This window comes from Bradyrhizobium nivariense (assembly GCF_029846695.2).
In the GTDB taxonomy this organism is placed as follows: Bacteria; Pseudomonadota; Alphaproteobacteria; order Rhizobiales; family Xanthobacteraceae; genus Bradyrhizobium.
The window spans coordinates 60517-75713 of the sequence record NZ_JARWCR020000001.1; the positions used below are offsets into that span (position 1 = coordinate 60517).

At 63.7% G+C, this 15197-nt stretch carries 12 protein-coding genes; 5 read left to right on the top strand and 7 right to left on the bottom strand.

What is annotated here, in order from left to right:
- Nucleotides 1-25: 25 nt before the first annotated feature.
- Nucleotides 26-976 carry an ArdC family protein gene (locus tag QCM77_RS00295; protein WP_279681361.1) on the bottom strand — a complete coding sequence of 317 codons (951 nt, stop codon included), beginning with the start codon at nucleotides 974-976 and terminating at the stop codon, nucleotides 26-28.
- 1343 nt (nucleotides 977-2319) lie between these two features.
- On the opposite strand from QCM77_RS00295, the gene QCM77_RS00300 reads away from it, so the two are divergent.
- On the top strand, nucleotides 2320-3621 hold the full coding sequence (locus tag QCM77_RS00300; RefSeq protein WP_279681363.1) for a site-specific integrase: 1302 nt from the start codon (nucleotides 2320-2322) through the stop codon (nucleotides 3619-3621).
- A gap of 49 nt (nucleotides 3622-3670) precedes the next feature.
- Here the strand turns inward: QCM77_RS00300 and QCM77_RS00305 are convergent, their stop codons facing one another.
- Both QCM77_RS00305 and QCM77_RS00310 read right to left on the bottom strand, forming a co-directional pair.
- Nucleotides 3671-4453, bottom strand: a complete 783-nt coding sequence (locus QCM77_RS00305; protein ID WP_279681365.1) for an enoyl-CoA hydratase/isomerase family protein — start codon at nucleotides 4451-4453, stop codon at nucleotides 3671-3673.
- A gap of 132 nt (nucleotides 4454-4585) precedes the next feature.
- On the bottom strand, nucleotides 4586-6676 hold the full coding sequence (locus tag QCM77_RS00310) for a molybdopterin-dependent oxidoreductase (protein ID WP_279681366.1): 2091 nt from the start codon (nucleotides 6674-6676) through the stop codon (nucleotides 4586-4588).
- Nucleotides 6677-6910: 234 nt separating this feature from the next.
- On the opposite strand from QCM77_RS00310, the gene QCM77_RS00315 reads away from it, so the two are divergent.
- From QCM77_RS00315 to QCM77_RS00330, 4 genes are read left to right on the top strand one after another with little or no spacing between them, the layout of a single operon-like run.
- Nucleotides 6911-7885, top strand: coding sequence for a Bug family tripartite tricarboxylate transporter substrate binding protein (locus QCM77_RS00315; protein ID WP_279681368.1), 975 nt, complete (start codon nucleotides 6911-6913; stop codon nucleotides 7883-7885).
- 15 nt (nucleotides 7886-7900) lie between these two features.
- Entirely contained in the window at nucleotides 7901-8371 is a 471-nt protein-coding gene (locus tag QCM77_RS00320; RefSeq protein ID WP_279681370.1) for a (2Fe-2S)-binding protein, read from the top strand.
- The gene (locus QCM77_RS00325; RefSeq protein WP_279681371.1) at nucleotides 8368-10500 is read left to right on the top strand and encodes a xanthine dehydrogenase family protein molybdopterin-binding subunit; all 2133 of its coding nucleotides are present in this window, start codon (nucleotides 8368-8370) and stop codon (nucleotides 10498-10500) included. The genes QCM77_RS00320 and QCM77_RS00325 overlap by 4 nt, the downstream gene beginning before the upstream one ends.
- Nucleotides 10497-11195, top strand: coding sequence for a molybdate ABC transporter substrate-binding protein (locus QCM77_RS00330; RefSeq protein WP_279681372.1), 699 nt, complete (start codon nucleotides 10497-10499; stop codon nucleotides 11193-11195). Before QCM77_RS00325 ends, QCM77_RS00330 begins: the two co-directional genes overlap by 4 nt.
- Before the next feature lie 9 nt (nucleotides 11196-11204).
- On the opposite strand, the gene QCM77_RS00335 is transcribed toward QCM77_RS00330, so the two are convergent.
- The 4 genes from QCM77_RS00335 to QCM77_RS00350 all read right to left on the bottom strand — a co-directional run bounded on the left by QCM77_RS00335 (nucleotide 11205) and on the right by QCM77_RS00350 (nucleotide 14926).
- A complete protein-coding gene (locus tag QCM77_RS00335; protein WP_279681374.1) occupies nucleotides 11205-12011 on the bottom strand; it encodes an SDR family NAD(P)-dependent oxidoreductase in 807 nt (268 codons plus the stop codon).
- Between the two features lie 23 nt (nucleotides 12012-12034).
- On the bottom strand, nucleotides 12035-13327 hold the full coding sequence (locus QCM77_RS00340; RefSeq protein ID WP_279681376.1) for a TRAP transporter large permease: 1293 nt from the start codon (nucleotides 13325-13327) through the stop codon (nucleotides 12035-12037).
- Nucleotides 13318-13869 carry a TRAP transporter small permease gene (locus QCM77_RS00345; protein ID WP_279681378.1) on the bottom strand — a complete coding sequence of 184 codons (552 nt, stop codon included), beginning with the start codon at nucleotides 13867-13869 and terminating at the stop codon, nucleotides 13318-13320. Before QCM77_RS00345 ends, QCM77_RS00340 begins: the two co-directional genes overlap by 10 nt.
- A gap of 85 nt (nucleotides 13870-13954) precedes the next feature.
- Nucleotides 13955-14926 carry a TRAP transporter substrate-binding protein gene (locus tag QCM77_RS00350; RefSeq protein ID WP_279681380.1) on the bottom strand — a complete coding sequence of 324 codons (972 nt, stop codon included), beginning with the start codon at nucleotides 14924-14926 and terminating at the stop codon, nucleotides 13955-13957.
- Between the last annotated feature and the right edge of the window lie 271 nt (nucleotides 14927-15197).

A 15197-nucleotide genomic window follows, 5' to 3' on the forward strand; every position in this document is an offset into this window, starting at 1 on the left:
CCCGCGGCCACCAAGCAGAACCTCCTCAGGCCGCCTGCTGGTCCTCCGGCATATCGACAGCGGGTTCTGGGAGAAAGCCAAGGAGATAATCTGCGACCTTGCTGGCTTGCGAAGCAGCTCGCACAATCGCGCGATTATCCTCTCGCAGCACCTCCAGCCAGGAGCCGATATAGTCGGCGTGCCGCACCGTGGGCACGATACCGAGCGAGGCGCAACCGAACGCAGAGGCGATTTCCGCAACCAGCTCCTCAAAGGCATACTTCCTGGTACCGTAGGCGCCTGACAGGTCACGGTTGAGACGTGATGGATGGCCGCTGGCATGCGCCAATTCATGCAGGGCCGTTCGATGCCAATTGATCGGTTCGAAATAGGCTTGCGGTGGGGGCACCTGCACATAATCATCCGTCGGCAGGTAGAAGGCGCGGTTGCCGCCGATGCGGAAGTCGATGCCGGTCGCCTTGATCAGGTATTCGACCTGCGGCTCGATCAGGCCTGGCGGCGGAGGCGGCGCTGTTGTTGCGATCTCTGGAGGCAAGCCCTCGCATTGATCGCTGTTGAAGACCGTGAAGCGCTTGAGGAACGGAACAGCTTGTGCCTCCTCGCCGGTCTCGTGTGCGCGGCGCTTTTCGTCCGCCGGCACAAAGCGGTCGGCATACACGACAGTCGTGCCGCGCTCGCCCTTGCGGACGTGGCCACCAAGCGACAGCGCCTGGCGAAATGTAAGCCAGCTCTGCCCTGTAAATCCATATTCGGTGGCAGCACCCCAGAGAATCAAAATGTTTATGCCGCTGTATTGGCGGCCGGTCGCAGCGCTTTTCGGTATCGCCAAATGCGCCTTTGCCGCCGCGGTGCCCCAAGGCTGCACCCACGGCACTCGGCCGGCCTCCAGCTCGGCGATGATCTTGTTAGTAACTTCGTCATAAAGGCTTGTCCGGTCCTCACCGGTGCGCGCCCGAGGATCATGTTGTCTGGACATCGCGGATCTCCGCGACGGGGACCGCGAGCCTCTCTCGCAGCCTGTAACCCGTCACGGCAAAACCCGGCCGACACTCTGACTCTCGCCTCTACCTGAGAGAATGCGACATCTGCGACGCAGCCCCCATCGGATCTTCATGGGAATTGCGTTGAGCTACCTGGGGCCGCAGGCCCGACCAGGCGTGCGCCGGGGCGCATCGCCTCAACGGAAAATGGCACCCGGAGAGCGTGAGCATAGCGACCCGAAGGGGCACGCGGGTCCGAGTGCAGCGACGAGACCGGTTCAATAGCGGCACCCGGGAACGGGGCAGTGATAGCGATCGCCGCAGGCGAGCCCCTTTTCCGAGTGCCCCCGGCGAGGAGCTCCGCATCCCGTTGCGCGAGGGATCGAAGCCGGATGGCCGAGACGCAAAGCGGCTCGGTTCACGAGAGCCCGTTGCGGCGGAAGCCGCACGCGCGCAAGCGGAAGAAACCACGAAATCGGAGGGTCTAGATTTCCTCGCGCATTCGTCTGCGCATCATAGATTCTAATCCGAAGCGTAGGGAAACGCTTCTTTAGTTCTTCCCCACCTGCCTTGGCGCGTTTCTGGTTGCATTCGGCTTTGGATCGGCCAATCGCGATAAGACCCGACCTGGTGCAGCGCGCACATCCAAATTCCGACGCTGGAAACCGATCCGATGGCTTCAATGCAAGTCCACCCTCCAATCTGTCGGATAGGCCATTGATCATACATCCAAAGCAGTTGACTGCCTGCTAGCGGTGCCCCGCCGACCGGGCACCGAGACACCTAACTGTTGCCGCCTTTCGGGATCTCGCCAATCAAAATCGGTTCTCCTCAAGAACTGCACGCCAAGGGCCGCCTTTTCACGCGCTAATCTGGCCTTATCCCCGCCCGGCCGCACTGCGCAGTAGAGGAGAAAAATCTTTCACCGTAAAAGTCCGCTTTATGAGCCACCCCGACTCTCGCTCCACCGACCACGAGCAAAGAGCAATCTAGATCTTCCAGATCGGACATCGTTCTTCTGTGAATTCAGCTCTTGTTGCACCGAGCGGGCACCAGCAGTGAGATCAGACCGCCCAATGTCACGGCGTACCGCGCTGCCTGCCCGCTACCCACCCGCTGGAACCTGGCCCGCGATGATGAGAGCGGACATGGCCGCCGCCTACCTGGACTTTGAGGACACAGGCGAACTCACGCGCGCACTCGGTCGAGGAGATGCACCGCCGCCGGCCGGCTTTCGCGGAACAGGGCGGCTGCGGCAGCCAGTTTGGTCGAAGGCGACTATGGACCACTTCGCAGCCCCCATCGGAAAAAGAGATCTAAAGGAAGCGGAGGACCTCTTATGTCTGGTATGATATCGTTTGATACGGCACTGAAACTTCCCAGATACTGTCGCCAAAAAATATTGGCGAACAACAGCACGGCTTATTATTTTGCACCGCCAACCTGGGCTCGCCGACAGGGCTGTGATTCAACTCCCGAAGCTTTAGGATGCGACTACGCAAGTGCCGTCGAGCGGGTGGAGAAGGTCCTATTGCCCGCATTCGACAGTTGGCGCTCACGGGGCTTAAGTGACATGACGCCGGCCTCTCCCGAACCCGGCACGTTCGATTGGCTAGTCGGCATCTTCCAAGCTCACCAGAAGTGGGACGAAATCGAAAGCACCACTCAGCGGCAGTACAAGAAAAGTCTCGCACTGTTCGCCAATCTCGAGCTGAAAGATGGAAGTCGAGTTGGGTCGAAGCAATTGTTCGATTTCACCAAGGCCTTCGTCGACGCAGTTTATGGAAAGCTGCTAGTAGTAACAAAAGTAGGTGGCAACGGAGAGGTAATCGTTCGCGAGCGTCGTCGCTATGCAAATGTGGCGATGGCAACCTGCCGCCGCGCCTGGTTCGTTGGTCAGCGTGCTCAAGAAAAGATGGTACCAGCGAGCAATCCATTTTCCCGGATGGGTTTAAAATCACATGCGCCCGGACGGCCGGTACGGCCCACACCGACCGCAACTTGGGATGAACTCGTCGCGTTCAGAGCTGCCGCGACAAGGCTTGATTATCGCTCGATCGCAACTGCCGCTTTGTTGTCGTGGGAGTGGTTGCAGCGAGAGCAGCACGTGTTCGGCGCCTTCGACATTTCGCATTATCGCCCCTGCGAGCGGCCAAATAGCGTCAGAATCGTACATCCAAAGAATGGAGAGGAAGCCTGGTGGCCGCTGTCAGACGAAACGGGCGCCCCTCTCTTTCCTGAACTTATGGAGGAGCTCGATGAGATTAAGAAGACCGCGCTCTCCGGCCTGGTATTCCGGCGTGACCATGCGCATCGTCGGTCGGCAACCCCGCTTCCATGGATTACCCCACGCAAGGACCTGCGCTATCTACGCAGTGTGGTAAAGACGATAATCGCAGAGGCGGGCCTTCGCCAGGAACTTTCCTTTACTTCCTTCCGGCATGGAGGATTCACTGAGGGTGCCGACAGCGATCTCACGGATGCAGAGTTGCGCGCCGCTGGCCGTCATAGATCAAGTCGCCAACTGCCAACCTACGCCAAGCGCACCGGCAAGCAGTTGATCATAGCCACTAAAAAGCGTCGCGAGGAGCGGACAAGATCACTCCTTGTTCGACTAAATGCCAATTTTCCCTCGGAATAAAGGCGCGTCGGCCGGCCGCAACACCCGAAGCAGGCACCGAAATGATCGCCTATTTTCCCGTCCAGACCGGCCTGCGCTTCTCGCTGAACGCCCTCAGCCCCTCCCTGGCGTCCTCGGTCATCGCGAGCAGCGCGATCTGGCTTTCGGTGTAGGCGATGCTCTCGTCGAACGACATCGAGGCGATGGCGCGCATCGCGTACTTGCCGCGGCGAATCGCGGTCGGGGATTTGTCGACGATGCGCCCGATCAGCCAGTCGACCTTGGCGTCCAGCTCGGCTGTGGGCACGACATAATTGAGCAGGCCCGCATCTTGCGCCGCCTTCGCGTCGAACGGCTCGCCGGTCAGCGCCCATTCGTTGACGAGGCGAGGTGGGGCGATGGACTGCAACAGGCTCAACACCTGCATCGGGAACACGCCGACCTTCACCTCAGGCAGGCCGAAGATGACGTGGTCGGCCGCAATCGCCATGTCGGTCATGCAAAGCAGGCCCATGCCGCCGGCCATGCAGACGCCGCCGACGCGCGCAATCGCGGGCTTGGTCGCGTTCTGCGACAAGCGCAACAGATCGGCATAGTCGACATTCGGCCTGGAATGATCCATCGCGAAAGCCGCGCCGGAGTTCTGCAAGTCCGCGCCGGCGCAGAACGCCTTGTCGCCGGCACCCGTCAGCACGATGACGCGAACGTCCTTGTCGTCATGCGCGTCGCGATAGCCGCGTGCGATGCCGGCGATGACGTCGCCATTCAGCGCATTGCGTTTCTCGGGCCGGTTGATGGTGATCCAGAGCGCCTGCCCGCGCTTCTCGATGATTACGGCTGTGGTATCGGTCATGGCACGCTCGCTTCCTTGCTTTCCGTTTTGCAGCCATTTGCGGCAGCTCGGGCGGAAGGTGCAAGAGCAATCTGCGGCGCGGCGCCGGTTTAGCGCCTCGACACAAACTTGTAAGGCGATCGAAGCGCGCGCTCAGGCCGCGACCGCTTTCCTGATCCAGACCTTGTTGTCGTGGAAAGCGGCTCCGCCGATCGGCGCGATCGTGTCCGCGCCCGTCAACATGTTGATGCCGCGATCACCGATATGGTTCTTGTTGGGATGAACGGACTCCGCGATCAGCACGCCGCGCCGCACGCCCTCGAACAGTGTGGCAATCAGCGTGGTTTCGCCGCGGGTGTTGCCGAGCGTCACCGCGTCGCCATCGGCGATGTCGAGCGCGGCCGCATCCAGGGGATGGATCATCACGCTCGCCTTGCCCTCGCGCGCCTGAGAGGACGGCGTCTCGTTGAAGGTGGTGTTGAGGAAGCTGCGCGACGGGCTCGTGGCGAGCCGGAACGGATGGGCCTGGTCGGTGTGCTCGATCACCGCCCAATGGTCGGGCAGCGACGGCATCTTGTCGAAGTCACCCATCGTCTGGCCGAACGGCGGATGCGCCCAATCGGCCTTGAAATGGAATTTTCTGTCGGCATGGGCAAAGCCGTCGAGATAATGCGAGGTGCGGAAGTCCGGCTGCAGGTCGCGCCAGAGGTCAGCTTCGAGGCCGGCAATGTCGCCGTGGTCGCTCAGCTTCAGCGTCGCGTCGATCAATTCGCGCGGCGTCAGCTCGAACCCCGGATGCCTGGCGTCAAGCCGCGGCGCCAGCGCCTGCAGCACCTCGTGGTTGGAGCGGCATTCGCCGGGCGGGTCGATCAGCTTCGGGCCGACCGAGATGTGCTGGTGGCCGCCGCCGTAATAGAGATCGTCATGCTCCATGAACATCGTCGCCGGCAGCACGATGTCGGCCATCTCGGCCGTCTCGGTCATGAACTGCTCGTGGACTGCGACGAACAAATCCTCGCGCGCAAAACCCTGGCGCACCAGCGCCTGCTCCGGCGCCACCGTCATCGGGTTGGTGTTCTGGATCAGCATCGCCTTGACCGGCCCCTTGCCATGCAGGGCCCTGGAATCGCCGGTGAGGATGCGGCCGATCTGCGACTGGTCGAGCGAGCGGATGGTCTGGTCGATGGCGTCGTGGCCTTCGATGATGGATTCGTTGAAGTGCCACAGCGCGTAATTGTTGAAGAAGGCGCCGCCGCCTTCATATTGCCAGGCGCCGGTCACGGCGGGAATGCAGTTCGCGGCATGCATCTGCGCCGCGCCGTTGCGCGAGCGGGTGAAGCCGTAGCCGAGGCGGAAGAAGGTCCGCCTGGTTTCGCCGACCAATTTGGCAAAGGCCTCGATCTCCGACACCGGGACGCCCGAGATCGCGGACGCCCATTCCGGCGTGCGCGTCTTCAGATGCGCCTCGAGCTCGTCAGGGCAATCGGTGTACTTGTCCATATAGGCGCGGTCGGCATAGCCGTCGCGGAACAGGACGTGCATCACGCCGCAGGCGAACGCGCCGTCGGTGCCGGGCCGCAGGATGATCTTGATGTCAGCCTGCTTCATGGTCTCGTTGTCGTAGATGTCGACGGCCGCGATCTTGGCGCCGCGCTCCTTCCGCGCGCGCGCCGCGTGCGTCATCACGTTGACCTGCGTGCTGACGGGATTGGTGCCCCAGATCACCACGAGGTCGGAGAGCGCCATCTCGCGCGGATCGACGCCGGCGATCTTGCCGGTGCCGATCGCGAACCCGATGCGCCCGACATTGGCGCAGATGGTCTGATAGAAGCGCGAATATTTCTTCACATGCGTGAGGCGGTTGAGGCCGTCGCGCATCACCAGCCCCATGGTGCCGGCGTAATAATAGGGCCAGATCGATTCCGCGCCGAATTCGCGCTCGGCTTGATTGAAGCGATGCCCGATCTCGCCCAGCGCCTCGTCCCAGGTGATCCGCGCGAACTGGCCGGAGCCCTTCGGCCCGGTGCGGCGCATCGGATACGTCACCCGCTCGGGGTGATGGATGCGCTCGGCATAACGGGCGACCTTGGCGCAGACCACGCCGGCCGTATAGGTCTGCTTTTTCGAACCGCGGACGCGACCGATGCTGCGTCCCTCGACCACCTCGATATCGAGGGCACAGGCCGAAGGACAATCATGCGGACAGGTCGAATGGCGGATTTCGATCTTGGCGTGCTGATTCATGTCCAATTTGGTAACACCAAAATACCTGTCAGCCGAGGGTATTTATCCGGCAATGCCCATGCGATTTGCTCAGACCGCGTGCGCCGCCGGTTCCTGCCGCGGCCGCGAAGAGCGGCGCCGCCACACCGAAAACCGCCCGATATTCCAGGCACCATCGGCCTTGTGAGGCGTCGACAGCCCGCATTCCCTGCCGTTACAGTGCCGACCAACAAGAACGACATCAGGGAGGTGGGTATGACGGCCCGACAATTTATGCTGGTGCTCGCCGCCAGCCTGCTCAGCGCATTCTCCGCAGCCCCGTCCCTGGCGCAAGAATATCCCAACCACGCGGTCCGGATCATCGTGCCCTTCGGCGCCGGCGGGCCGGCCGACGTCGCAGCCCGGCTGATCGGCAATGCGCTCCAGGAGAGCTTTGGCCAGCCCTTCGTGATCGAGAACCGCACCGGCGCGGGCGGCGTCATCGGCACGGTCGAAGCGGCGAAGTCGCCGCCCGACGGCTATACGCTGTTGATGATGTCCAACACCCAGACCGCGAACGAATCCCTGCTGACGCCGGACAAACGCAAATACGAGCTGATGCGTGACCTCGCGCCGATCGCGCCGGTGAACTCTTCCGATCTCGTCATCGTGGTGAACCCGCAGGTCGCAACGAAGACACTGCAGGAGTTCGTCGCGCTCGCCAGGTCACAGCCGGGCAAATTCAACTACGCCTCCTCCGGCCAGGGCACGCCCTATCACATGGCCGGCGAGCTGTTCAAAGCGATGGCCGGCATCGACCTCGTCCACGTTCCCTACCGCAACAGTGGCGAGGCACGCAGCGGCGTGATCGGCGGGCAGGTGCAGATGATGATCGACGCGGTGCCGGCGATGGCGCCGAACATCGGCGAGAACCAGGTCCGCGCGCTCGCGACCACCGGCAAGCAGCGCTCAGCGGTGTTGCCGAATGTGCCGACAGCGATCGAGGCGGGCGTCGCAGGCTATGAGGCCACGATCTGGCTCGGCCTGATGGCGCCGGCGGGCACTCCAAAACCTGTTATCGACAAGCTCAATGCCGCCGTGAACACGATGGTGAAACGGCCCGACATCGTCAAGCTCTGGACCGAGCAGGGTGCCGTGCCCATGTCGATGACGCCGGAAACGTTCGACAAATTCCTGCGCGGCGACATCGAGAAATGGGCCGATGTCGTCAAGAAGTTCGACAAGTCCTGAGATCGCAGACCGAAAATGCCCGTCATTCAATTCCAGCTCAACGGCGCGGCGATGGCCGTGGACGCCGATCCGGATCAGACGCTGCTCGACGTGCTGCGCGGCCGGCTCGGCGTCACCAGTCCGCATTTCGGCTGCGGGGCCGGCGAGTGCGGCGCCTGCCATGTCATGGTCGGCGACCGCGCGATGGCCTCCTGCGAGATGCCGATGTGGTCGGTCGCGGACAAGGACGTCGTCACAGTCGAGGGCCTCGGCACGGCGGAGCAACCTCATCCGCTGCAACGCGCCTTTATCGCCGAGCAGGCGATGCAATGCGGCTATTGCGTATCGGGAATCCTGATCAGCGCGGCGGCGCTGCTGAAGCGCAATCCGTCGCCGACGGAGGCGGAGGTGAAAGCGGCGCTCGATCGCAATCTGTGCCGCTGCGGATCACATAATCGCATGGTGCGCGCCGTGCTGCGGGCGGTATCGGAGATGGCGACATCATGAGTGCGCCATCCCCTGCCCCGAAACTGCCGGTCAGCCTCGTGACCAATCCAAGACTATCATCCTGGGTGCAGTTCACCGGCGAAGGCCGTGTCGAGATCTCGCCCGGCAAGGTCGAGATCGGCCAGGGCATCGTCACGGCGCTGGCGCAGATCGCCGCCGACGAGCTCGACATTGATATCTCCCGAGTCGAAATGATCCGCGCCTCCACGGCGGCGAGCCCGAACGAGGGCGTCACCTCGGGCAGCCTCTCGGTCCAGCAATCCGGCCGTGCGCTGCGCCAGGTCTGTGCCGAGGTGCGCCAGCGCTTCCTCGCCGCGGCATCGGAGCGTCTCGGTGTCGATGCGTCGCTGCTCGAGATCGATGACGGCACGATCTCGGGCCCCGGCAATGTCAGCACCAGCTATTGGGAGCTCGCCGGTGACGTCTCGCTCGACCGCGACGCCAATGCGGGCGCGACAGCAAAGAGCGCCGCCAAACGCGCCGTCGCCGGACATTCGGTCCAGCGCGTCGATATTCCCGACAAGGTGTTCGCACGGCCGCGCTTTATTCATGACTGTCCGCTGCCGGGCCTGCTGCACGGACGCGTGCTGCGGCCGGACGCCTCGGGCGCCAAGCTGATCGCGCTCGACGAGACGGCTGCGCGAGCCGTTCCCGGCCTCGTCGCGATCGTCCGCGACGGCGGCTTTGCCGGCGTGGTTGCCGACAGCGAGGCAGTGGCGGAAGCTGCTTTGAAAGCCTTGCGCAAGGGCGCGACATGGTCGGCCGGCGAGCCGCTGCCCGACGAAGATGATCTGGCCGCCTTCCTGAGGAGCCAGCCGGTCGAAACGACGGTCATCGACACCAGGACCACGGCAGCGCCGCCCAAGCGTGCGCGCACCCTTCGCCGGCGATACATCCGTCCCTACATCGCGCATGCCTCGATCGCTCCATCGTGTGCGATGGCACAATGGAACGGCGATCGGGTTCGCGTGTGGACGCACAGCCAGGGCGTCTACCTGCTGCGCGCCGATCTCGCGATCGTGCTCAAGCTGGCGGCAAAAAACATCGTGGTCGAGCACATGGAGGGCGCCGGCTGCTACGGGCACAATGCCGCCGACGACGTCGCACTCGATGCCGTGCTGCTGGCGAAAGCGACCAACGGCCGTCCGGTCCGGGTGCAGTGGTCACGCCACGACGAGATGTCCCAAGCGCCGTTCGGCGCGGCAATGGCGATCGAGATCGAGGCCGATCTCGATGCGGACAACGAGATCGTCGGTTGGCGCCATGCGATCTGGAGCAACGGCCATGCGGCGCGACCGGGCCGCGCGGCGTTGCCTGCGCTGCTTGCCGCGACCGAGATTGCGAACCCCTACCCGCGCATGATCTCGACGAACCCGGCCGCGGCCAGCGGCGGCGGCGGCGACCGCAACTCCGTTCCGCTCTACGACCTTCCGGCCTGGACGATCACGAGCCACCGGCTGCTGACCATGCCGGTGCGGACCTCGGCGCTGCGGACCCTCGGCGCACAAGGCAATGTATTCGCCATCGAGTCCCTGCTCGACGAGATCGCCGCCCTGCGCAACGAGGACCCGATCGCGTTCCGCTTGCGTCATTTGCGCGACGAACGGGCGAAGGACGTCATTCGCGCCGCGGCACGGCGCGCGCAGTGGAAACCGCAAAAACAGTCTGGCATCGGCCACGGCGTCGGCTTCGCCCGCTACAAGAACACGGGAGCCTATTGCGCCGCGATTGCGGAGATCGAAGGCACTGATGACATCCGCGTGAAGCGGCTGACGCTCGCGGTCGATGTCGGCGAGGCCATCACTCCGGACGGCGTCATCAACCAGATCGAGGGCGGCGCAATCCAGGCGACGAGCTGGGTGCTGAAGGAACGCGTCCGCTTCGACCGGACGCGCATCATTTCGACCTCCTGGACCGACTATCCGATCCTCACCTTCAGCGAGGTGCCGATGGTGGATGTCGAGATCGTCCAGCGGCCGGAGATCGACCCGGTCGGCGCCGGCGAAGCCGCCCACGGCCCGGTGACGGCGGCGATCGCGAATGCCGTTTACGATTGCCTCGGCGTGCGCGTGCGCGACCTGCCGATCACCCGCGACAAGATCATTGCAGCCATGGAGTTCGCATCGTGACGACAGTGAACATCTTGAGCGGAGGCGCGGCGCAGGGCCTGGTGCGCGGCCTCAGCGAGCCCTTCAAGGCACAGACCGGCTTCGGCATCGATGGCGAGTTCGGCGCGGTCGGCATCATGGCCGACAAGCTGCGCGCGGGGACGTTGGCCGATCTCGTCATCCTGACGCAGGCGCTGCTGGCAAAGCTTGCCGAGGAGAAGTTCGTCACTCCCTCATCGATCGCGGATGTCGGGCGGGTCGAGACCGCGCTGGCGGTCCGTAGCGGCGATCCCAAGGTGACGGTGAAGACCGAAGCCGATTTGCGCGAGGTGCTGCGCAGCGCCGACGCGATCTTCGTCCCGGATACCAAAGCCTCGACGGCGGGACAGCACGTCGCAAAAGTGCTGGATCAGCTCGGCATTGCCTACGAGGTTGCTTCGCGCCTCAAGATCTTTCCGAACGGCGCGACCGCGATGCGGGAGCTTGCGTCGTCCACTGCGACCCATCCGATCGGCTGCACGCAGGCGACCGAGATCATCGCGACCGACGGCATCGCGCTGTCAGGGGCGCTGCCGCCGGGCTGCGAGCTCGTGACGATGTACACCGCCGGCGTGACCACGCGGGCCGCACATCCGCAAGAGGCGGCCGCGCTGATCGCGTTGCTGACCGGCGCAGACCGCAAGGAGCTGCGCCGGCGCGCGGGCTTCACCGGCTAGATAACCGCCCTATGTGTGCAACTGGGTGAGGCCGGTCGGCGGACCGTCGACGGCGGTCCAGCCGCCATCGACGAACAACGTGCTGCCGCTGACATAGCTCGCGGCGTCCGAGGCGAGATAGGCGACGGCTGTCGCGACCTCGTCGGCGCTGCTCCAGCGGTTGAACACGGTGTGGCCCGCGTAGAGATTGTAGATGTCGGGACGCTGCTTGAACGGGCCGGTCAGCGCGGTCTCGGCGATGCTCGGCGCAATCGCGTTGACGCGCACGCCGGAGCGGCCGACCTCGGAAGCGAAGCCCTTCACCAACAGGCCGATGGCCGCCTTGGTCGAGCCATAGACTCCCAGCCCCGGCTCGATGGTCACCGCGCGCACCGAGGAGCAGGCGATGATGCTGCCGCCCTTCTGCTCGACCATGATGCGGCCGAAGGCCTGGAAGAACCAGACCGTGCCCTTGACGTTGAGGTTGAGGACGCGGTCGAGATCCTCCTCGGTGTAGTCGAGGATGGTCTTGCGGATGTTGAGCCCTGGCGTCGTCACCGCGATGTCGAGCCGCGGAAATTTCTGCATCACGGTCTTGGCCAGCGCATTGACGTCCGCAGCGCTGGCGGCGTCACACGCAGCCGCCTCGGCCCAGCCGCCCTTCTCACGAATGCCGGCGGCGGTCGCTTCGGCGGCATCAAGCGCGCGATCGGCGCAGACGATACGGGCACCGAGCCCAGCCAGTGCCTCGGCCGACGACTTGCCGATTCCAGAGGCGGCGCCGAGCACGACTGCGGTCTTGCCGCTGAGATCGAAGAGCTTGCGATAGTCAGTCACGGACAGATTCTCCTGCGTTGCTGCTATCCCTTGTAGCCCATCAGCAGGCGGGGCAGCCACAGCGAGAAGGCGGGGACGTAGGTCACGAACATCAGAGCTGCGATCAGGGCGGCGTAGAACGGCAGGATGGTGCGCATCACTGCGCCCACCGAGATGCCGCCGATGGCGCAGCCCACGAACTGCGTCGTCCCGACCGGCGGGGTGTTCAGCCCCAGGGCGCAATTGATCAGCATCAGCATGCCGAACTGCACCGGATCCATGCCCGCCTTCATCGCGATCGGCAGGAAGATGGGAGTGCAGATCAGGATGGTCGCGGCCATGTCCATGAACGTGCCCAGCACGAACAGGATGACGTTGATGAGCAGGAAGATGACCCAGGGTTGGGTCGAGACCTTGCTCATCATATCGCCGGCGAAGTCGGCCACCTCGTAAAGCCCCATCAGATACTGGAACATGGTGGAGACGCCGATCAGCAGCAGCACCACGCCCGTCGTCTTCACCGCCTTGGCCGCGGCGCGCAGGAAGTTCGGCAGGGTCATGGTACGGTAGATGAAGAACGTCAGCAGGATCGTGTAGGTGACCGCGACGGCCGCGGATTCGGTTGCCGTGAACACGCCGGACAGAATGCCCGCCAGGATGATGCCGACGATCAGAAGGCCGGGCAGAGCGGCCGCGAACGAGCGAACAACCGCGGGCCAGCCCGGGAACTTGCCGGCCGGATAGCCTCGCTTCACCGCGACCGCGTAAGCGGCGACCAGCATGCACACCATCAGCACGAGCGCCGGCAGGAGGCCGGCGGCGATCAGCGCGCCGATCGAGACCTTGCCGCCGGCGGCGAGCGCATAGATGATCATGTTATGGCTGGTCGGCATCAGTGCCCCGACCAGCGAAGCATGGGTGGTGACGTTGACGGCGTAATCGGTGTCGAAACCTTCCTTTTTCATCATGGGGATCATCACGGCCCCCATCGCCGACACGTCGGCCACGGGGGAGCCGGATACGCCGCCGAACAGCGTGCAGGCGACCACGTTCGACATGCCGAGCCCGCCGCGGATGTGCCCGACGAGATTCTTGGCGAGCTGCACGATCTTGTCGGCGACGCCGCCATGCAACATCAGCTCACCGCTGAAGACGAAGAACGGGATGGCGAGGAAGGAGAAGATGTTCATCCCCGACATCATCTGCTGGAAGATGACGGCGACCGGCAGGCCTTCGTAAAGGATGGTGCAAATCGCCGAGAGGCCGATCGCGAAGGCGACCGGTACGCCCAGGACCAGGAAGCCGAAGAAAGTCGCGCCGAGAATGATCAGTTCCATGAGGGGACGACCTCTTCGCCGCGCAGGAGAGCGATGATGTGCTCGATTGAAAAGGAGACGATCAGGACGCCGGAGGCGATCAGCGGCACGTAGCGGATGACCTCAGGCAGGCCGAGATTGGGGATCTTCACGGTTCCGACCGACGCCCCGAGGATCCAGCCGTTGTAGGCCATCGCAACGCCGAACACGGCCACCAGGATGTGGATGATAAGCTCGATTTTCTCACGCAAATGATCCGGCAGCATCACCAGCAAGCTGTCCATTCCGATGTGTCCGGCATCGCGCACGCCGACAGCGGCGCCGATCAACGTGACATACAGGATCAGAACCAGGGCAAGATTCTCCGTCCAGGTCGGGCTGGAATTGAGCACGTAACGTCCGAACACCTGGTAGAACACGATGGTGACGATGACGAGCAGTCCGGTCACCGACAGATACATCCCCGCCCGAGCGACGACGGCATTGATCCGCGACAGCAAGCCGGTAGACGGGCGTCCGGCTACCGCCTCCTGCTCGTGGCTTGCGACGTGAGGGTCTGTCATCCAAGTCTCCTTGCAGGTCTCCTTGCGCGCCTCCGTGCGGGGCGTCCGGTGTCGCCAGTCGGCGACGCCGGACCGACGCTAGGTCTTACTTCGTGTCCTGGATACGCTTGACGAGGCTCTGCAGCTTCTCGTCACCGGCGAACTTCTGGTACACCGGCTTCATCGCGTCGACGAATTCCGCCTTGTTGGCGATCGTCACGACCTGAACGCCGGCCGCTTCGACGGTCTTGCGGGACGCCTGCTCACGCTCGTCCCAGAGCTTGCGCATGACGGGCACCGATTCCTTGGCCGCCTTGCGGACCATCGCCTGATCCTCCTTGCTCAGCGTGTCCCAGACCGTCTTGGACATCACGAGAACTTCGGGCGCCAGGGAGTGCTCGGTGACGTTGTAGAACTTGGCGGCCTCGAAGTGGCGCGAGGACTCGTAAGAGGGCCAGTTGTTCTCCGCAGCGTCCACCAGACCGGTCTTGAGAGCGGTATAGACCTCGCCATACGGCATCGGCGTCGGATTGGCCCCGAGGCTCTGGATCATGCCGACCCACAGGTCGGATTGCTGGACGCGAATCTTCAGACCCTTGAGGTCCGCGAGCGACTTGATCGGTGCCTTGACGGTGTAAATCGACCGGGCGCCGCTGTCATAATAGGCGAGGCCGACCAGGCCTGCGGGCGCCATGGCCGCCAGGATCTCGTCGCCGATCGGCCCGTCAAGGACCGTGCGCATGTGCTGCGTGTCCCGGAAGATGAAGGGCAGGCACAACGCGATGGTTTCCGGCACGAAGTTGTTCAAGGGCGATGCGTTGATCCGCATCATGTCGAGCGCGCCGATCTTGAGCTGCTCGATGGTGTCCTTCTCGGAGCCCAGGGCGCCGTTGGGAAACACCTTCACGCCGAGCTTGCCGCCGCTCGCCGCTGCGAGCTGCTTGCCCATGAACTTGACGGCCTCGACGGTCGGATAATCGGCGGGGTGGATGTCGGCGGAACGGAAATCGCGTGCGGTCGCCAAGGGGGCTGAGACCGCCAGCAGAGCGGCTGCGATGATGCCGGTGAGTGTCTTCATCTGGGCTTCCTCCTGAGGTGATTATATTGTTGGGCAGAGCTGCGGGCCGCCTTGGGTCGCTCCACTTCAGGTGTGAAGTCAAGCGCCATTGTCGTCCGTAGGGCGGGCGGCATTCTGAGTCCAAGCCAAATCCGGCATCGATCAATGCTAGAGTTGCATCGATGGCTTCGGGGGGCAATTGGCTAATGGGCCACTTTTTCCGAATCTACTTGGCTGACTACCCGCGTGATGCGTTCATGCGCGTCGCTTGACGCCGCCGGTGCGGCCCCCT